The organism is Sinomonas sp. RB5, assembly GCF_054063535.1.
Genome location: NZ_JBSSGJ010000001.1, coordinates 104,963 through 123,343 on the forward strand (window position 1 = coordinate 104,963; position 18,381 = coordinate 123,343).

Consider the following 18,381-nt stretch of genomic DNA (forward strand, 5'->3'; position numbering starts at 1 on the left):
AGGCCTGTCTCTTGCTCGGAGGGCTGGGAGGGCGGTCACCCGTGTGACTGCCGTCACCCAGCGTAAGTGATCCGAACAGAAACGTACAGAACTAATCAGAAACGGACTGACTTTCGGGGGTCACCTCGAGCAGGATGGCGTGCTCGGGCCGGAGGACCGGCAGCGGGAGGCCGACCTCGGCGAGGAAGCGGCCCGGGGCCGTGGCCCCTTCGGCGAGCCACGCCGGGGGCGCGGTCTGGATGAACGTGTCCTTCCAGTCAGCGTCCTCGGGCGTCGGCAGTACCGCCCGGACCGTGTAGGTCCGGTTGGGGTCGAGGCCGGGGAGCCCCACGCGGCCGGGCAGCTCCGTTGCGAGCGTGCCCAGGGCGACGGCCGAGAACAGGCCGGACGCGCCGTCGTGCGCCACGACTCCGTGGAGTGACAGGTTCGACTCCGTCAGGTCCGCGTTGACGCGCACGCCCGAGTGGATCAGGCCGCGGTGGCGCTTGTAGAGGCGGATGGCGCGCCGCAGGGTCTCCCGCTCGGCCGGTGCGGCCTGCCGGATGTCCCACTCCATGCCGAAGTGGCCGAACAGGGCGGTGATGGCCCGGAACGAGATGTCGTGGACGCGGCCGGTGGTGTGCGAGTGGGTCGGGCCCACGTGCGCTCCGACGAGCTCTGGCGGCAGGACGGCCTGGGTCCAGCGCTGGATGGTCTGGCGCTCGAGGGCGTCGTTGCAGTCCGAGGCCCACACCCGGTCCGTGCGCTGCAGGATGCCGAGGTCCACGCGCGCCCCGCCGGACGAGCAGGACTCGATCTCGACGTGCGGATGCGCGGCCCGCAGCGCGTCGAACAGCCTGTAGGCGGCAAGAGTCTGCTCGTGCACCGAGGGGCGCCCCGCGTGGCCGTGCTCGGCCAGGTCGCGGTTCTGGTCCCACTTGAGGTAGGCGATGTCGTTCTCGCTCAGGAGGGCATCGAGGCGCTCGTAGATGTACTGCCAGGCGTCCGGGTTCGCCAGGTCGAGGATGTGCTGGTGCCGCCATTCGAGCGGGAGCCTGCCCCCGTCCTTGTGGGAGGCGGCGGTCGGCCGCACGATCCAGTCGGGATGGGCCCGGGCCACGTCGGAGTCGAGGTTGACCATCTCGGGCTCGACCCACAGCCCGAACTCCATGCCGAGGCCGGTGACCCTCTCGACCAGGGGTGTCAGTCCCTCGGGCCACATGGCCTCGTCGACGTACCAGTCTCCGAGTCCCGCGTGGTCGTCGCGGCGCCCCCGGAACCACCCGTCATCGAGGACGAAGCGCTCTACGCCGAGCTCCGCCGCGGACTCGGCGAGCTCGAGCAGCGGCTCGAGCCGGTGGTCGAAGTACACGGCCTCCCACGTGTTGAGGACGACGGGGCGGACGCGGCCGGAGGTCGTGCCGACGTGGCTGGGCCGTGCCCGGAACCACTCGTAGAAGGCCTCGGTGATCCCGTCGAGCCCGCGGTCCGAGAAGGCCGCGTACAGGGTGGGGGTGCGGTAGGCCTCGCCGGGGGCGAGCACCACCTCGCCCGGGCCGAGGAGCTCCGCGGCGCCCAGGATCCGGCGCCCGTCGGCGAGCGAGTCGAGGTACTGCTCGTGGTTGCCGGACCAGGCGAAGTGTGCGGCCCAGACGCGACCGGTCCGGTTGGAGAAGCCGGAGGTGCCGGCGGCCACGAGGAGCGAGGAGTCGTGGCCGGTGCGCCCGTGGCGGCCCGAGCGCACCCAGGTGCCCTGCGCGATTCGGTGCCGCTGCGGGTGGTTCTCGCGGCACCAGCGGCCGGTGAGGTCCAGCAGTTCGACGGCGTCGCCCGGCACCGGGAGCACGGTGCCGAGCTCGTCGAGGCAGTAGGGGGTGGCCCCGGTGTTGGCCAGCTCGTGGGAGACCTCGAGGAGGCCGCCCTCGTGGAGCGTGAGCTCCGACGCCACGCGCACCCCCGCGTCGTCGTCGGCCTGGACGATCCGCGCCCCCCGGCCGTCCGGGGTCGCCTCGGCCGAGACGACGCGGAGGGCGGGCGAGAACGCGAAGCCGGGGACGCCGGCGTCGTGCGCCGCGGTGCCCGCGGGGGCCAGCCGTGACCCGCGCAGCCCGGGGCGGCCCAGCCACCCCGAGGACGCCTGCGGAAGGAGCCCCGCGACCACCGGCACGTCGAGCGCCGAATGCGGAATCGGCGGAGTCAGGAGGGCGAGATCGGGGAGGGCCGCGCCGAGTGCGGCTCCCCAATGGACGATCTCCGCCTCGCCGGAGTCGAAGGCAAGGAGGAGGCTGGTACCGGCGGAACGGAGGTGAAGGGGGTCCATGGGAAGCCCGCTTTCGTAGGACGTGGTGGAGGGGGCCGATCGGGGATCTCCCGAAATCTACACGAGTAACCTTCTGGTGCCAACGGTCATCGGCCTCGGGTGTCCCGAGGCCGGCCGCCACTAGCATGGTCGCCATGCCCCATCCCGCCGCGAAGCCGGCCCCCACCCGCACCGACGTGGCCCGGCTCGCCGGCGTGAGCACCGCCGTCGTGAGCTACGTGGTCAACGGCGGCCCCAAGAAGGTGGCCCCAGCCACCGAGGCGAGGGTCCGGGAGGCGATCGCGGCCATCGGCTACCGGCCCAACGCCGCCGCCCGGGCCCTCAAGCTCGGTTCGAGCGAGATGCTGGGCATGATCGTGCCGGACACCACCAACCCGTTCTTCGTCATGCTCGCGCACGCGGTCGAGGTGGCCGCCGCCGAGCGCGGCTACGCCCTCCTGATCGCCAACTCGGACGCGTCCGTCGCGACCGAGCGCCGGCACGTCGAGAGCCTCGCGAGCCGGAGGGTGGACGGGGTGTTCCTCTCGAGCGTGCTGTTCGAACCGGACCTGCGCGACCTCGAGTCCGCTGACATCCCCGTGGTGCTGCTCAACCACAGCCTCGACAGCCCCGGGTTCGCGTCCGTGGGCGTGGACCTGCGCGCGGGCGGCCGGACCGCTGTCGCGCATCTCGCGGAGCACGGCCACCGCGACATCGGGCTCGTGATGGGCACCACCACCGGGGGCGGCCTCGACGGGCGCGAGGCCGGCTGGCTCGAGGGGATCCGCGCGGCGGGCCTCGTCCCCGGCCCGGTGATCAGGGCACCGTTCCGCCGCGAGGAGGGCTACCGGCTCGGTCTCGAACTCGCGGCGTCCGCCGACCGGCCGACGGCGCTGTTCGCCAGCTCGGACATCCTCGCCGTCGGGATCGTGAAGGCCTTCCACGAGTCCGGCGTGCGCATTCCCGAGGACGTCGCGATCGTCTCCTTCGACGGCTCGCCGGAGGCGGAGTACAGCTGGCCGGGCCTGACGACGCTCGCGCAGCCGATCTCCGAGATGGCCGCCGCCGCCGTCGAGTCCCTCGTGGGCGGCGGCCCCACCACGAACCGCATCTTCGCTCCGGAACTCGTGCGCCGCGCCTCCTGCGGCTGCTAGCGCCGTGGACGACGGCGGCCCGTCGCCCGGGCGGGCGGGCCCACCACACGCGACGGCGCCCTACCGCGAGCGGTGGGGCGCCGTCGTCGTCCGCGGAGTTCCCTCCGCCCTGCCGCAGCTACTTGCGAAGGTCCTGGGCGATCTTGTGCATGACCGTCGGATCCGCCAGCGTCGTGGCGTCGCCCGGATCGCGGCCCTCTGCGACGTCCTTGAGCAGGCGGCGCATGATCTTGCCCGAGCGGGTCTTGGGCAGCTCCGGGACCACGAGGATGTGCCGCGGCTTGGCGATCGGGCCGATCTCGTGGCCCACGTGGGCGCGCAGCACCGCCGCCGGGTCCTCGCCCTCGGGGATGCTCGCCTCGCCGCGCAGGATCACGAAGGCCACGACCGCCTGGCCCGTCGTCTCGTCGGCGGCGCCGACCACCGCGGCCTCGGCGACCCACGGGTGGGAGACGAGCGCGGACTCGATCTCCGTGGTGGAGAGCCGGTGGCCCGAGACGTTCATGACGTCGTCGACGCGGCCCAGGAGCCAGATGTCGCCGTCGTCGTCCTTCTTCGCCCCGTCGCCGGCGAAGTACATGCCGTCGAAGCGGGACCAGTAGGTGTCCTTGAACCGCTGCGGGTCGCCCCAGATGGTGCGCAGCATGGCCGGCCACGGCTTGCGGATCACGAGGAAGCCGCCGTGCCCGTCCGGCACGGGCTGGCCGGCCTCGTCCACGACGTCGACCGCGATGCCCGGCAGCGGAACCTGGGCCGAGCCCGGCTTCGTGGCCGTGACTCCGGGCAGCGGGGCGATCATGATCGCTCCGGTCTCGGTCTGCCACCAGGTGTCCACGATCGGGGCCCGCTCCTCGCGGCGGCCGCCGTTGCCGCCGATCATCTCGCGGTACCACATCCACGCCTCGGGGTTGATGGGCTCGCCCACGGAACCGAGGACCCGGATCGAGGAGAGGTCGTACTTGGCGGGGATGTCCGAGCCCCACTTCATCATGGTGCGGATCGCCGTGGGCGCCGTGTAGAGGATCGAGACCTTGTACTTCTGGACGATCTCCCACCACCGGCCCTGGTGCGGCGAGTCCGGTGTGCCCTCGTACATCACCTGGGTGGCGCCGTTCACGAGGGGGGCGTACGTGACGTACGAGTGGCCGGTGACCCAGCCGATGTCCGCGGTGCACCAGTAGACGTCGGTCTCCGGCTTGAGGTCGAACACCGCAGAGTGGGTGAACGCCGTCTGGGTCAGGTACCCGCCGGTGGTGTGCAGGATGCCCTTCGGCTTCCCCGTGGTGCCGGAGGTGTAGAGGATGAACAGCGGGTGCTCGGCGTCGTGGCCCACCGCGGTGTGCTCCGGCGAGGCGGCGGCCATGACCTCGGACCAGGCCAGGTCGCGGCCCTCGGTCCAGGCCACGTCCTGGCCGTTGCGCCGCACCACCACGACGTGCTGCACGGTGTGCCCGTCCTCGGCGAGGGCCTCGTCCACGGCGGGCTTGAGCGGGCTCGGCTTGCCGCGGCGGTAGGTCCCGTCCGCGGTGACCACGAGCTTGGCCTCGGCGTCGTCGATCCGCGAACGGAGCGCCTCAGAGGAGAAGCCGCCGAAGACGACCGAGTGGATCGCGCCGATGCGTGCGCAAGCGAGCATCGTCACCACGGCCTCGGGGATCATCGGCAGGTACACGGCGACGCGGTCCCCCTTGGCCACCCCGAGGGACTCGAACGCGTTCGCCGCACGCTTCACGCGCTCGGTCAGGTCCGCGTATGTGATCGTCTCGGTGTCGCCCGGCTCGCCCTCGAAGTGGATGGCGACGCGGTCGCCGAGCCCGTTCTCGACGTGCCGGTCGAGCGCGTTGTACGCGGCGTTGACCTCGCCGCCGACGAACCACTTGGCGAACGGCGGCTCCGACCAGTCCAGGGTCTGGGTGAAGTCCTTCGACCAGGTGAGGCGCTCGCGGGCCTGCGCGGCCCAGAAGGCCTCGGGATCAGCGTTCGCCTCGGCATAGATGCCCTCGTGGACGTTGGCCGCCGCAGCGAACTCGGGGGAGGGCGCGAACTGGCGATTCTCCCGGAGCAGGTTCTCGAAGGCGTCGCCCGTGACGGTTTCGTGGGCCATGGTGTCCTTTCGGCTCGTTCCTCGCATGATCCAGCCGATCCTGCCGCCCCGGCCGCGGGGCAGGACGCCACCGTCGGATGTGAGGCCGCACACACCGGCTGCCTGGTGTCAACAGTAGCCCCAAAGGGGTCGCGGCGACGTTGCGAGCGTCACACTCCCGCGCCGGACGGCCGCAGACATGCGGCAGGCGGTAGGCGGCCGACGCCGAATGGGCGCCGCGCGCCGTCGTCCTCCACCGCCTGGACCCGCCCGCGGCCGCCTAGGTGCCCCCCGCGGGAATGGCTAGGCTGAACTCAAGACCGAAGGAGTGACTCATGTCTGACCCCAGTCAGAGCCCGTCCGAGGGGCGCCGCAGCGAATCCGTGCTAGGACCGTTCACCGCACGTGATCTGACCCTGTTCGGGGGCGTCCTCATCACCTTCGTGGCGTCCCTCCTGCCGCTGTTCGGGCCAGGGAACCTGTGGAACGCCGCGGGCCTGTACTTCCTCGGGATCGGGATCCTCGTCCCCGTGACGACGGCGGCCCTGTTCGCGTGGCGCCGCCTCGAGCCCTCGAGGAGGCTGCGGGTCGGCTCCCTCTCGCTGGACCAGTTCGCCTCGGTCGCCGCCATTCTCAGCGCTGCCTTCTACTTCCTCGGCACCGTCACCACGCTCTCGCCCGGTGCCGTGGTGGGCCTGCTGGGCGGCCTCGCCATGCTTGCGGCCACCACCCTGGCACGGCTCATCCCGGCGTTCGCGGTCGATTTCCTGGGCCGGCCGGAGGTGCCGGCCCACGTCGTGGCGCGTGATGCCGTGCCGCCGGCGCCGCGCCCCGCCGCGGCCGGCAAGGCTGGACGCGGACCGAAGCGGGGCGCGGCCGGCTCCAGCGCTGCCGGGAACCCGTGGGGCAGCCCGGGCACGAACGAGTGGGGCGGGCCCCTCGCGCCGCCGTCCGGGCGCCCCGGCGAGGCCGCCGCCGTCCCCGGTGCCGGCCCGGCGACCGGCGCCCCCGTCGAGCCGTTCGGTGGGACGCCCGCGGGGCCGACCGGGCCTGCGGCAGCCGGAGCCGGGCCGAGCGCGCCGGCACCCGAGGACGACGGGGCACCCGAGCGTGCCATCGGTGCCCTCGGCGCAGCCGACGGCGAGGCCTATGGCGCTCCCGTCGCTGAGACCGCGCCCGAGGACCGTGGGCCGACGGCGCCCGGGGAACCCGAACGACCCGCCGAGACGGCGACCGCGGAGCCTGTCGGGTCCGCGGAGACGGTTGCGCCCGCGGAGCCTGTCGGGTCCGCGGAGACGGTTGCGCCCGCCGGGGCCGGGGATCCGGTCGCTCCGACGGCGCCGGTTGAGCCCGAACGACCCGCCGAGACGGCGACCGCGAAGCCTGTCGGGCCTGCGGAGCCCGTCGCGCCGACGGTGGCGGCGCAGCCCGCCGCGCCGACCGAGATCGTCGGGGCGGCCGGCGCGGAACCGGCCACTGCGGTGTTCCCCGCCGCGGGGGCCGGGGGAGCTGCGGACCGCGCCGCCGCCGGGCAGAGGGGCTCCGCCGAGGACATCGGAGCGACCAGGCCCTACGACGACAGCGCGCGCTATGAGGCGTTCTGGTTCGCGGTCAGCCAGCCGCGCACGGCGGTGGACGCCTCGACGGGCCAGCCCGTGTTCAGCCTCGAACCGGGGCAGTGGATCCTCGCGCTGCAGGATCGCGGACAGGAGTTCGTGGTCCAGAGCCCCGACGGGCGCGTCGGGGTCCTGCGCGACCTGTCGGGAATCGAACGCGCGTGAGCGACGCGGCGGCCGCCGAGCCCCGCCGACGGCGGATGAGTCCGGACGAGACACCCCTCGCGCTCAAGCGGCGCGCACGGAAGATCAACCGGGTCCTCGCCGAGGCCTACCCCTACGCGCACGCTGAATTGGACTTCCGGAACCCCTTCGAGCTCCTCGTGGCCACGGTGCTCAGCGCGCAGACGACGGACGTCCGGGTCAACCAGGTCACCCCTGTCTTGTTCGCCCGCTACCCGGACGCGCGGGCCCTCTCGGAGGGCGAGCTCGTCGACATCGAGGAGATCATCCGGCCCACGGGATTCTTCCGGGCCAAGGCGCGCAGCATCCATACGCTGGCCCGCAGGGTCGTCGACGAGTTCGACGGCGAGGTGCCCGGGACGCTGGCAGAACTCGTGACGCTGCCCGGCGTCGGCCGCAAGACGGCCAATGTGGTGCTCGGCAACGCCTTCGGAGTCCCGGGGATCACGGTCGACACCCATTTCGGCCGCCTCGCCAAGCGGTTCGGGTGGACGGCGTCGGAGGACCCCGTGGTCATCGAGCGGGACGTCATGGAACTGTTCGAGCCCAAGGACTGGACGATGCTCTCCCACCGTGTCGTGTTCCACGGCCGCCGCGTCTGCCTCGCCCGCAGGCCGGCCTGCGGTGCCTGCCCGGTGGCCTCCCTGTGCCCCTCGTTCGGCGAAGGCGAGACCGACCCGGTCAAGGCGCGCCGACTCCTCCGGTTCGAGCTGGCGCCGGGACGGGAGGACCTCCAGGCCGAGATGGTCGCCAACGCCTCCGACGCCGCCGCCATCCGGCAGCGGACCGAGTCGCTGGCGGCCGCCGCCGCGTCCGCGGCAGGTCCGGCGCCCAGCCCGGCGGCCACCAGCCCGGAGGCCACCACGGGCCGGCACCGGTGAGCGCCCGAGCGGAGCTCGAGGAGCTGGTCCGCGCCATCCGCGCCGGCCACACCGACCCCTTCGACCGCCGGTGGCACCCGGCAACCCTTCCGGGGGCCTCGCGGAAGGCCGCAGTCCTGGTCCTCTTCGGCGTCCTCGACGACGTCCCGGCCGTTTCGCACCGCCCGCTCGCACCCGCCGATCTCGACGTCCTGCTCCTCGAGCGGGCCTCGACTCTGGGCTCGCACCCAGGCCAGGTCGCCTTCCCCGGCGGCAGCCAGGACCCCGAGGACGCCACGCTCGTGGACTGTGCCCTCCGGGAGGCCAGGGAGGAAACCGGCCTCGACCCCGCCGGAGTCGAGGTTCTGGGCGAGCTGCCCCCGCTCGGCATGGCCGTCAGCCGCTTCCTGGTCACACCCGTGGTCGGCTGGTGGGCCTCCCCGTCCCCCGTCGACGTGGTCGACTACGGGGAGTCCGCCCAGGTGTTCCGCACCCCGGTCCGGGACCTGCTCGACCCGGACAACCGCGTCATGGCCGTGCTCCACCGACGGGGTGCGCGCTTCGCGAGCCCGGGGTTCGAAGTCAACGGGGTCCTCGTGTGGGGCTTCACCGCCATGGTCCTCGATTCCCTCTTCACCGCCCTGGGCTGGGGGGTCCCCTGGGACCGGACCCGGGAGCACCGGGTCGATCCGTAGCTCCGCCCCGCCCCGGGGGTCACTTCGCGTGGTCGTAGGACTCGACGACGGCCACACTCAGGGGGAACTCAACGGGAGCGTGGTGGAAGAGCAGCCGCCCGGCGGTCTGCGCCGCGTCCTGGACGGCGGCGGCGCAGTCCTCGGCCACGGACTCCTCGGCATGGATGACCACCTCGTCATGGAGGAAGTAGACGAGCTCGGCGCGGTGCCCGCGCGACCTGATGCGGCGAAGCCGGCCCCGCAGGTCGGCCATCCAGCACTCGGCCCATTCGGCGGCCGTGCCCTGCACCACGAAGTTGCGCGTGAAGCGACCCCTGTCGCGGGCGATCGCGTCTGCGCGGTGCTGCTCCTGGGCGCTCGTGGTGCGCTGTGAGGCGAGCCAGCGGGGCGACGGGGGAGGGGTGCTGCGGCCCAGGTGCGTCGTCACCGCCAGCCCCCGCTCGCCATCCCTCGCGGCCTGCTCGACGAGGGCGACGGCCTGGGGATACAGGCGGGCGAGCTGCGGCATGAGCCGGCCCGACTCTCCGGTCGTGGCGCCGTAGATCGCGCCGAGGAGCGCGACCTTCGCTTGGGCCCGGTCGCCGCCGAACCCTGCAGCCGCGATGCCCGCATAGAGGTCGCGGCCGCGCGCGGCGCCGGCCATCGCCTCGTCGCCGGCCAGCGCAGCGAGGACCCGCGGCTCGAGCTGCGAGGCGTCGGCCACGACGAGGCGATGGCCCGGGAGCGCGCGGGCTGCGGAGCGGACCTCCGCCGGAATCTGCATCGCACCGCCGCCCCGGGACGCCCAGCGGCCTGTCACGACGCCGCCGACCACATACTCTGGGCGGAAGCGGCCCTCCGAGACCCACGTCTCCAGCCACGACCAGCCGTTGGCGGCGAGCAGCCGGGCCATCTTCTTGTACTCGAGCAGCGGCGCGACCGCTGGATGGGTGAACTTCCGCAGCTCCCAGGCACGGGTGCTGTTCGTCTCGATGCCGGCGCGGTGGAGCGCGCGGAGGAGTTCCTGCGGTGAGTCCGGGTTGAGGTGCGGGGAGGCGAGGAGGCCGCGGAGTTCGGCCGCCTTCGCCTCGAGGAGGGCGGGCCTCGCCGTCCCCCGCGGACGCGGGCCGAGCCTTTCGACGAGGAGGGCGTCGTGGACTTCCGCGTCCCACGGCACACCGGAGCGCTGCATCTCGGCCGCGGCCAGGGCCCCCGCGGACTCGGCCGCGAGCAGGAGGGCGAGCCGTTGGCGCCGCGGTGACCCGGAGACCGCGCCCAGCTGGGCCCCGAGCTCGGCCACGGCCTCGTCGGCGTCGACGCCGGGCGTCCTGGCCTCGAACAGGGCATCCTGGTGCTGCCCGGGCCAGCCGCTGCGCCCGGAGTCCGGCTCGTCGAGGGGGCTGCCCAGCGGGATCGAGGGCGTGTAGCCGCTTCCGGCCACGAAGGCCGAATGAGCGAGGATCGCGGCGCTGAGGGTGAGGTCGTGGCACCGCTGCACCTCGACCCCTGCGGCAAGGAGCCGCGGATACCAGTCGGTGGTGCGCTGCCACACCCACCGCGGGCGCTCCTCCGCCTCGACGCTCTGGGCGAGCGCGGCGAAGTGACTGCCCGGAACGATCTGCGCGGTTCCGGCCGGGGCACCGCCCCGGTCGAGGCGCTGCAGCAGCACTCCGCCGTCCGGTGCGGGGGCGACGAGCTGGTACACATCCCCATTCTTCCCTGTCCGCACGGGTGCAGTTTCCCTCCACAGCCGTCCCCGAGGGATGTCGTCCACATAGGGGGTCGGGCCGGTTCCACGGCTGCCGCGGACTGGGAAGGCTGGACGGCATGGCGAGGAACGAGCAGGAACAGTCGGCCGGCGCCGGGGGATGGCTCCCGGAGGCGGGCCCGATCGTGTGCTGTATCACCGGTGACGCGGCGCTCCGGGACGAGTGCGCGAGGGCCGCCGCGGTGGCGGGCGCCGTCTTCGAGGGCGTCCCGTCCGTCGGTGAGGACCCGCAGCTCTGGACGCGGGCAGACCTTGTGCTGCTCGGGGCGGACATCAGCGAGGTTCCTCCGCAGAGGCGCGGCCCGACCATCCTCGTCGGCGCCGCATCCCAGCGCCATCTGCTGTGGGACAGGGCCGCGGCGCTGGGGATCGACCACGTGGCCGAGCTGCCGGACGCTGCCGGCTGGCTCGTGGACTACATGGGCAGGCGAGGTTCGGAGGGGCCCTCGGGTGTGGTGGTCGGCGTCGTCGGCGGGTGCGGTGGCGCGGGCGCCAGCACGACGGCGGTGCTGCTCGCGGGTGCCGCGGCGCACGGCGGGGCGCGGGTGCTGCTGGTGGATGGCGACAGGCTCGCAGGAGGTCTCGAGGCCGTCCTGGGCGAGCAGCCGCTCGAGGGGCTGCGCTGGCCCGACCTGGCCTCCGCACACGGCGCCATCAATCCCGAGCAGCTGGCCGCCTCGCTGCCGAGGGCGGCCGGGGCCGGGGTCCTGTCCTGGCCCGCCGGGCCGCGTCCTGCCGTGCGGGTTCCGGGGGCCGCCATCTCGGGTGTGGTCGAGGCGGCCCGTGCAGCGTTCGACCTGGTCGTCGTCGACATCGGGCGTGGACGGGAAGGGCTCGAGGACTTCGGGTGGGCCAGCGACCGGATCCTCGTCGTGGTGCCCGGCACCCTGGGCGGGGCGCTCTCCGCTGCCCAGCTCGTCCATGAGCTGCCCCCGGTGCCGCTGGGCATCGTGCTCCGCGGAGGCACCGGGGAAGGGGTCGACGCCGAACAGCTGGCCGGGCTCATCGGCTGTCCCCTGGTGGCCCGGATTCCCCACCTTCGACGCGCCGCGGCCGCGGCGGAGGGGGGCCGCCTCATGGAGCTGGCGCGCTCGGGGCCCCTGCGGCGGCTCGCCGCCGCGGTGTGCGAGGCGCTGCCCGAGCGGGCCCCGGCTGCTCCAGCGGGTGACGGCCCGGCACTCGCCCTCGGCGCCAGGCTCGCCGGGCGCGGGCGGAGGGTCGCGCGGTGAGGGCGCAGGGCAGCGTCGACGCGGAGCTGCTGGACGCCGTGCGCCGATCGGTGCTCTCGACGCCGGGACAGGTGACCCCGGCGCGCGTCGCGGCCGCGCTCCAGGGAAGCGGCCGCGTGCTGGGCACGGCGGGGGCGCTCGCGGCCGTGGAGATCATCATGGCCGAGCTGCGCGGTCTCGGACCCCTGCAGGTCCTCGCCAATGACCCTGAGGTGACGGATCTGTTCGTCAACGCGCCGGACAGCGTCTGGCTCGACAGGGGGCGCGGACTCGAACGGAGCGCGGTGTCCTTCCCCTCGGAGGAGGCCCTGCGAGCGCTTGCCGTCCGCCTGGTGGCGGCGGCGGGACGCCGGCTCGACGACTCGTCGCCGTGCGTCGACGTGCGGCTCGCCGGAGGTTACCGGATCCACGCCGTGCTGCCGCCCGTCTCAACCGCGGGAACCCTGCTGTCCATCCGCATCCGGCGCGCCCAGCCGATGACCTTGGACGAGTTCGAGGCGGCCGGCACGGTGCTGCCCGACCAGAGGACCGTGCTCGAGGCATTGGTCGCCCAGCGGCGGAGCTTCCTGGTGAGCGGTTCCACCGGGTCGGGGAAGACCACCCTGCTGAGCACGCTCCTCGGCACCGTTCCGGCCACCGACCGGATCGTTCTGGTGGAAGATGCCGCCGAGCTGGCGCCCGACCACGGGCACGCCGTCTGCCTGGAAGCGCGCCATGGCAATGTCGAGGGTGCCGGCGGGATCGATCTCGCCCGCCTCGTGCGGGAGGCGCTGCGGATGCGGCCGGACTGGCTCGTGGTCGGCGAGTGCCGCGGCGCCGAGGTCAGGGACCTCCTCTCAGCACTCAACACAGGGCACAGCGGGGCCGGAACAGTCCATGCCAATACGGCGGGCTCCGTCGTGGCGCGGCTCGCCGCCCTCGGAGCGCTCGCAGGGCTCACCAGGGAAGCCACCTTCCTCCAGGCCTCGAGTGCCCTGGATGCGGTCGTGCACATGGAGAGGGCCCCGGCGGGCCGGCGGGTCGCGAGCATCGCCGTCGTCGCGGAGGGGCCGGATGGGCTCGCGGTCGTGGACGCACTCCGTCGCGGGGCCGAGACGGCCCGCACGTCAGAACGAGGACCGGGCTGGGACCGGCTCGCCGCAGAGCTGGCCCTTCCCCGCGCGCTGAGGGCGGCGGCGTGAGCGCCGCATCCGTTGTGGCCGCCACTATCGCCGCGCTGCTGTTCGCGGGCTGGCGCCTCGCAGCCGGGGGAGGGGCGATGGCGGGGACACGACGCCTCAGGACCGGGGCGGCCGCGGTCCCGTCGCCGCGGCGCCGACGACCGGCCCGGGGAGGACTTTGGGCAGGGAGGGCAGGCGCAGGTCCCGCGGAGGAATTCCAGCACGCGGCCATCTTGGTGGGGCAGCTCGCCGCCCTGCTGCGAGCCGGCCGCACCCCCGAGCAGATGTGGAGGCAGGCCTGCGAGGCGTACCCAGCCGGCGAGCGGGGGAGCGCAGACCTTGCACCACGTGTGCTGCGCTCGGCTGCCCTGGCCGCGGACCTGGGCCGGCCCGTCGCAGCCGCGATCCGGACGGCGGTGAGCGAGAGGGAACCGTCCCCTCACCGCTCCACGGGCGCGGCCGCTGGCATCTGGCTCAGCGTGGCGGCCTGCATCGAGGCCGCCGAGGCATCGGGGAGCGCCCTTGCCGACGTCCTGGAGAGGCTCGCCGCCCAGCTCGAGGCCGACGCCGACGCGGTCGCCGCCCGCTCGGTGGCCCTTGCAGGCCCCCGGGCCACGGCGAAGGTGCTGACCATCCTCCCCATTGCCGGGCTGGGACTCGGGATGCTGATGGGGGCGGACCCGTTCGGGATCCTCCTCTCCACACCGCTGGGCGCGATGTGCCTCGGCCTCGGGGCAGCTCTGACGGTGGCCGGACGATGGTGGTCCACTCGGCTCGTGCGCTCGGCTTCGGAGGCACGATGAGCGCCGTCCTCGCCGTGGGGCTCGCTGCAGCCTCCGCAGGCATCGCCCTCTCCTTCGCAGGCAGCCGGCGCCGAGCCGACCGGCTTCTGGCACCGTGCGGTGCCGTGGGCACCGCCGTGCCCGGGGGCGTGGACCGCCGGGAGCAGCCCGTCCACGCCGAAGGCCGGGCGCGCCTGCGGACCACGAGGCCTGACGAGGTGCCCCTCCTGCTCGAGCTGCTCGGTGCCATGCTCGAGGCGGGCCTGGCCCTGCCGCGGGCGCTCGAGGTCGCAGCCGGCGTCGCCGACGGACCAGGCCCGGCGCTGGCGCGGGCCGCCGCTGCCCTACGGCTCGGGACCGACTGGGACCATGCATGGCCGGATGCTGCTGTGGGCTCCTCCGTCGAGGAGATCCGATCGGCCCTGCGCTTCGCAGCGTCCACCGGAGCCCCGTCTGCCGAGCTGCTGTACGCCCGCGCACGGCAGCTGCGGCGGAGCAGGCATCGTGAGCTCGAGAAGCGCGCCGCGGCCCTCGGCGTCAAGCTGGTCATCCCCTTGGGAGTCTGCTCCCTCCCAGCCTTCCTGTGTCTCGGCGTGGTGCCAGTGCTTCTGGCGATGCTGCCGGGCGGGTGATCCCGCCCCCACGATCCCTGCCCATCGGGCAGGCGGCGCCCCTGGGCGCCATGGCCCCGCCGCGAGGAGGGGTCTCCGACGGCGAGCCGGCGGGCCCACCTACGGGCGCGGACACACGGCTGTGCCCGACCACCAAGGAGGAACCATGTCCGCAATGCCTCATCCCGACGACGTCGGGGCACACCCCGACCAGTCACGGGAATCCGCACGGCTCGATCTGACGCCATCCCCGGGTCCTCGCCCCGATGCCCTCGAAGGCCCGGGCGAGCCGTGCCGGGTCATCGAGCTCTTCCCTGCGGCCGGAGCGCCGGACTCCGGGCAGCCGGGCCACCAGAGGGCAGGCACCGAGCCGGGCTTCCCTGGCTCCGCGCATCTCCCGGCCGCGTCTTCCGCACCGCCAGGGGACCGGTTGAGGCGCCGACGGAGCGGTGGGCGGGAGCGAGTCTGGGCCGCCCGCATGCGGCGGAGGGCAGCCATTCGCCTGCAGCTCCTGCGGCTCTGGCTCGGCGCCAGGGCCGCTGGACAGCAGGGGATGGCAACTGCCGAGTACGCGATCGCGACACTGGGCGCCGTGGCCTTCGCGGGGCTGCTCGTGGTGATCATGCGCAGCGACGAGGTGCGGGGATTCCTCCTCGCGATCATCCGCCAAGCACTCGCCCTCCCGTGAGGTGCATCCGTGGGGACGCCGCCGCCCAGGAGGGCCCGGCGTCCCCGCGGGGGTCGGTCACCGCCGAGTTCGCAGTGGCTGTCCCCGCAGTGATCCTCCTGCTCGGCTTCCTCCTCGGCGCCGTTTCCGCGGCCGTCTGCCAGGTGCGGGTCGAGGAAGCGGCGAGGGCCGGGGCGCGATCGGTCGCCAAGGGCGAGGACGCCGGCGCGGTGGCCCGCGAGATCGCGAGGGTTGCCGGCCCCGGCGCGGAGCATTCGGTCGAGGCCTCGGCAGGAGTCGTCACCGTCCAGGTCAGCACGGCGGTACCCGGACCCGTCGCGGCCGCTGCCGGGCTGCGCGCCCGCGCGGCGGCGAGCCTGAGCCTGGAGGGACCGCCGTGACTTGGCAGGCCGGGCTCTGCGGGCCGGGCCCCGGCTGTCGTGGCCGTGCCGGCTGCAGGGGCGGCGCCGAGGCCGGGTCGGGGACCGTCCTGGCCCTCGGGCTGGGGATGGTCCTCATCCTGGCCTGTGCGGCACTGGCAATGCTCGGCCAGGCGCTGGCGGCGTCTTCGCGGGCCGGCGCGGCGGCGGATCTCGCTGCGCTCGCGGCGGCCGACACCGAGCGTGGTCTCCGCCCTGGGGCCGCCTGCGCGACGGCCCGGGAGACGGCCGAACTCAACGGCGCCGTCCTGACTGCCTGCGCCGTGGAGAAGCCCGGCAGCACCGTCCGGGTCACCGTGGAGCTGGAGACGGGCGCCCCGTGGGGTCCCGCCGTGGGGCGCGCCCGGGCAGGGCCGCCGCCCCGCGTCGGCCCCGGCTGACTCCCGTGCCGGGCGGCGGACCAGCCCCAAACGGACGGCCCAGGCGAGCGGGCCGGTCCCGGCGGGCGCCCCAGTCCCGGTGGTGGGGCCGGCTCTGGCGTCAGACCAGCTCGGCCGCGAGGTCGGACTGGAGGAGGACGGCGCGCAGCAGGGCGACCGCCCCGGACTTGTCCAGGGGATTGTTCTTGTTGCCGCACTTGGGGCTCTGGACGCACGACGGGCACCCGGCATCGCACTCGCAGGCCTCGATCGCGTCCAGGGTTGCCCGGAGCCAGACCCGGATGCGCTCGAACCCGCGCTCGGCGAACCCTGCCCCGCCGGGGTGCCCGTCGTAGACGAAGATGGTGGGCTGCTCGGTGTCGGCGTGCAGCGCGGTGGACACCCCGCCCACGTCCCACCGGTCGCTGGAGGCGACGAGGGGCAGGAGGCCGATCGATGCGTGCTCCGCGGCGTGGAGGGCGCCCGGGAACTGGGCAGCGATCAGTCCCGCGGCCGCGAGCGTCGGCTCGGGCAGGGTGAGCCAGACGGCCTTGGTGAAGAGGTCCCGTGCGCCCAGCTCGAGGGGCTCCTCGCCGAGGACCTCGTTGGAGATGAGCGCCTTGCGCTGGAAGGAGACCACCTGCGTGGTCACCCGGACCTCGCCGAAGTGGACCCCCACCGGGCCCCACTGCTCGCAGCGGTCCTCGCCGAGGACCTCGACCGTGGTGAGGTCCCGCGCGGTCGTGTAGTAGTCGGGGTTCACCCGTCGCACCACCACGCAGTGCTCCGCCTCGTTGAGTTCTTCGACGAGGTAGCTCGCGCCCTGATGGACGTAGATGGCGCCCTGGTGGGCCTGGTAGTGCGTCTGCGGCGAATCCATGGAGCCCAGCAGCTGGCCGGTCTCGGCCTCGATGATGCTCATCGGGCCGCCCCCGTCCGCGCGGAGGTTCACCATGGCCGCGGCGCTCTCGGGATGGGTCCAGTACCATCCGCCCGGCCGCCGGCGCAGGTACCCCTGCGCCACGAGCTGGTCGAGGAGCCGCTCGGCGGTGGGTCCGAACAGGGCGAGGTCGGAGCCGGTGAGGGGCTTCTCGGCCGCGGCGGCACACAGGTGCGGGCCGAGGACGTAGGGGTTGGACGGATCCAGGACGGTGGCCTCGACCGAGGTGTCGAAGATCGCCTCCGGGTGGTTCACCAGATAGGTGTCGAGGGGGTCGTCGCTGGCGACGAACGCGGCGAGCGCATCCTGCCCCGAGCGCCCGGCCCGCCCGATCTCCTGGAACAGCGAGGCCCGCGTCCCCGGCCATCCCGCGACGAGGACCGCATCCAGCCCGGAGATGTCGATGCCGAGTTCGAGCGCCGAGGTGCTCGCGACCCCCAGCAGCTCGCCGGAGCGCAGCCGCCGCTCGAGCTCGCGCCGCTCCTCGGGCAGGTACCCCGACCGGTACGCCGCGATGCGCCCCGCGAGGCTCGGGTCCACCTCGTCGACGAGGCGCTGCGCGATCGAGGAGATCGTCTCTGCGCCGCGGCGGGACTTGATGAAGGCGATGGTCCGCACATGCGCCGACACGAGATTGGCCAGCAGGTCGGCGCTCTCGGCGATCGCGGTGCGGCGCTGGGGCGCGCCGTTCTCCCCGCGGGCGTCCGTCAGCGCGGGCTCCCAGAAGGCCACCTCGGTGGCCCCGTGGGGCGAGCCGTCCTCGGTGACCGCGGCGACGGCGTCGCCGATCAGCCGCCCCACCGACCCCTCCGGGTCCCCGGACGTCGCGGACGCCGCGATGAACACGGGGTCGGCGCCATAGTGGGCGCACACGCGCCGGAGCCGCCGCAGGAGGTTGGCCACATGGGAGCCGAAGACGCCTCGGTAGGAGTGCGCTTCGTCGATGACCACGAAACGGAGGCGCCGGAAGAAGGCCGCCCACCAGGGGTGGTTCGGCAGGATGCCGAAGTGGAGCATGTCCGGGTTGGCGAGGATGACGTTCGCGTGGTCCCGGATCCAGCGGCGGGCCGACTGCTCGGTGTCGCCGTCGTAGGTCTCGGCCCGGACCGTGCTGAGCCCGAGGGCGCGGATGGCCGTGAGCTGGTCCGCGGCCAGCGCCTTGGTGGGGGAGAGGTACAGGACGGCCGCGCCGTCGTCGTGGATCCGCCCGGGCTGCTCGGCCACGCGCAGCTCCGAGCGGTGGACGGCGTCCAGCGCCGGGAGCTGGTAGGCGAGGGACTTGCCCGAGGCGGTTCCGGTGGCGAGCACCACGTGGCGTCCCGCATGGGCCAGCTCCGCCGCCTCGACCTGGTGGATGTAGGGCGTCTCGACCCCGAGGCGGCGGTACGCAGCCACGAGGTCCGGGTGCGCCCAGGCAGGCCAGGGCGCATGCCGGGCCGAGCGTGCGGGGATCGTGCGCAGGTGCCGCAGCTCCTCCGGGGCGGAGGACCTGCCCAGGAGCGAGAGGAGGGAGTCGTGCGCGGCCACACCAGCATTCTTCCAGCACCGGCCGGAAGCCTCGGACCCCGGGGCCGCCG

The 18,381-nt window shown here is 73.9% G+C and carries 15 protein-coding genes; 11 read left to right on the forward strand and 4 right to left on the reverse strand.

The genetic code is table 11. From position 1 onward, the window contains the following. Positions 1 to 91 precede the first annotated feature (91 nt). Positions 92 to 2,299 carry an alpha-galactosidase gene (locus ACVWWH_RS00490; protein WP_066500129.1) on the reverse strand — a complete coding sequence of 736 codons (2,208 nt, stop codon included), beginning with the start codon at positions 2,297 to 2,299 and terminating at the stop codon, positions 92 to 94. 134 nt (positions 2,300 to 2,433) lie between these two features. Between ACVWWH_RS00490 and ACVWWH_RS00495 the strand changes: the two genes are divergently transcribed. Then, complete coding sequence (locus ACVWWH_RS00495) at positions 2,434 to 3,432, forward strand: LacI family DNA-binding transcriptional regulator (protein WP_066502724.1); 999 nt, start codon at positions 2,434 to 2,436, stop codon at positions 3,430 to 3,432. A gap of 118 nt (positions 3,433 to 3,550) precedes the next feature. On the opposite strand, the gene acs is transcribed toward ACVWWH_RS00495, so the two are convergent. Then, positions 3,551 to 5,536, reverse strand: a complete 1,986-nt coding sequence (acs, locus tag ACVWWH_RS00500; RefSeq protein ID WP_229710835.1) for an acetate--CoA ligase — start codon at positions 5,534 to 5,536, stop codon at positions 3,551 to 3,553. Between the two features lie 314 nt (positions 5,537 to 5,850). On the opposite strand from acs, the gene ACVWWH_RS00505 reads away from it, so the two are divergent. The 3 genes from ACVWWH_RS00505 to ACVWWH_RS00515 are packed head-to-tail and all read left to right on the forward strand — an operon-like array spanning position 5,851 to position 8,869. Continuing rightward, positions 5,851 to 7,296, forward strand: a complete 1,446-nt coding sequence (locus ACVWWH_RS00505; RefSeq protein WP_457315235.1) for a hypothetical protein — start codon at positions 5,851 to 5,853, stop codon at positions 7,294 to 7,296. Positions 7,297 to 7,331: 35 nt separating this feature from the next. After that, the gene (nth, locus tag ACVWWH_RS00510; protein ID WP_084249801.1) at positions 7,332 to 8,195 is read left to right on the forward strand and encodes an endonuclease III; all 864 of its coding nucleotides are present in this window, start codon (positions 7,332 to 7,334) and stop codon (positions 8,193 to 8,195) included. Then, positions 8,192 to 8,869, forward strand: coding sequence for an NUDIX hydrolase (locus ACVWWH_RS00515; RefSeq protein WP_066500126.1), 678 nt, complete (start codon positions 8,192 to 8,194; stop codon positions 8,867 to 8,869). The genes nth and ACVWWH_RS00515 overlap by 4 nt, the downstream gene beginning before the upstream one ends. A gap of 19 nt (positions 8,870 to 8,888) precedes the next feature. On the opposite strand, the gene ACVWWH_RS00520 is transcribed toward ACVWWH_RS00515, so the two are convergent. Then, positions 8,889 to 10,553: a bifunctional 3'-5' exonuclease/DNA polymerase gene (locus ACVWWH_RS00520; RefSeq protein ID WP_457315236.1), complete on the reverse strand. Its 1,665-nt coding sequence runs from the start codon at positions 10,551 to 10,553 to the stop codon at positions 8,889 to 8,891. Between the two features lie 122 nt (positions 10,554 to 10,675). Between ACVWWH_RS00520 and ssd the strand changes: the two genes are divergently transcribed. From ssd to ACVWWH_RS00555, 7 genes are all read left to right on the forward strand, one after another. Further along, complete coding sequence (gene ssd, locus ACVWWH_RS00525; protein WP_457315237.1) at positions 10,676 to 11,845, forward strand: septum site-determining protein Ssd; 1,170 nt, start codon at positions 10,676 to 10,678, stop codon at positions 11,843 to 11,845. After that, positions 11,842 to 13,026, forward strand: a complete 1,185-nt coding sequence (locus tag ACVWWH_RS00530) for a TadA family conjugal transfer-associated ATPase (protein WP_457315238.1) — start codon at positions 11,842 to 11,844, stop codon at positions 13,024 to 13,026. Before ssd ends, ACVWWH_RS00530 begins: the two co-directional genes overlap by 4 nt. After that, positions 13,023 to 13,808, forward strand: coding sequence for a type II secretion system F family protein (locus ACVWWH_RS00535; RefSeq protein WP_457315239.1), 786 nt, complete (start codon positions 13,023 to 13,025; stop codon positions 13,806 to 13,808). The genes ACVWWH_RS00530 and ACVWWH_RS00535 overlap by 4 nt, the downstream gene beginning before the upstream one ends. After that, the gene (locus ACVWWH_RS00540) at positions 13,805 to 14,419 is read left to right on the forward strand and encodes a type II secretion system F family protein (protein ID WP_066500113.1); all 615 of its coding nucleotides are present in this window, start codon (positions 13,805 to 13,807) and stop codon (positions 14,417 to 14,419) included. The genes ACVWWH_RS00535 and ACVWWH_RS00540 overlap by 4 nt, the downstream gene beginning before the upstream one ends. A gap of 409 nt (positions 14,420 to 14,828) precedes the next feature. Beyond that, positions 14,829 to 15,086, forward strand: a complete 258-nt coding sequence (locus tag ACVWWH_RS00545; RefSeq protein WP_457315240.1) for a DUF4244 domain-containing protein — start codon at positions 14,829 to 14,831, stop codon at positions 15,084 to 15,086. After that, positions 15,083 to 15,466, forward strand: coding sequence for a TadE family type IV pilus minor pilin (locus tag ACVWWH_RS00550; RefSeq protein ID WP_447419820.1), 384 nt, complete (start codon positions 15,083 to 15,085; stop codon positions 15,464 to 15,466). The genes ACVWWH_RS00545 and ACVWWH_RS00550 overlap by 4 nt, the downstream gene beginning before the upstream one ends. Next, positions 15,463 to 15,885, forward strand: a complete 423-nt coding sequence (locus ACVWWH_RS00555) for an Rv3654c family TadE-like protein (RefSeq protein WP_457315241.1) — start codon at positions 15,463 to 15,465, stop codon at positions 15,883 to 15,885. Before ACVWWH_RS00550 ends, ACVWWH_RS00555 begins: the two co-directional genes overlap by 4 nt. A gap of 100 nt (positions 15,886 to 15,985) precedes the next feature. Here the strand turns inward: ACVWWH_RS00555 and ACVWWH_RS00560 are convergent, their stop codons facing one another. Continuing rightward, entirely contained in the window at positions 15,986 to 18,331 is a 2,346-nt protein-coding gene (locus tag ACVWWH_RS00560; protein ID WP_066500103.1) for a DEAD/DEAH box helicase, read from the reverse strand. Between the last annotated feature and the right edge of the window lie 50 nt (positions 18,332 to 18,381).

What these genes read in the sequence shown, in the direction of transcription:
- nth (WP_084249801.1), top strand. Translation starts at nt 7,332, where the DNA reads ATGAGTCCGGACGAGACACCCCTCGCGCTCAAGCGGCGCGCACGGAAG.
- ACVWWH_RS00540 (WP_066500113.1), top strand. Translation starts at nt 13,805, where the DNA reads ATGAGCGCCGTCCTCGCCGTGGGGCTCGCTGCAGCCTCCGCAGGCATC.
- ACVWWH_RS00490 (WP_066500129.1), bottom strand. Translation starts at nt 2,299, where the DNA reads ATGGACCCCCTTCACCTCCGTTCCGCCGGTACCAGCCTCCTCCTTGCC.
- ACVWWH_RS00505 (WP_457315235.1), top strand. Translation starts at nt 5,851, where the DNA reads ATGTCTGACCCCAGTCAGAGCCCGTCCGAGGGGCGCCGCAGCGAATCC.
- ACVWWH_RS00495 (WP_066502724.1), top strand. Translation starts at nt 2,434, where the DNA reads ATGCCCCATCCCGCCGCGAAGCCGGCCCCCACCCGCACCGACGTGGCC.
- acs (WP_229710835.1), bottom strand. Translation starts at nt 5,536, where the DNA reads ATGGCCCACGAAACCGTCACGGGCGACGCCTTCGAGAACCTGCTCCGG.
- ssd (WP_457315237.1), top strand. Translation starts at nt 10,676, where the DNA reads ATGGCGAGGAACGAGCAGGAACAGTCGGCCGGCGCCGGGGGATGGCTC.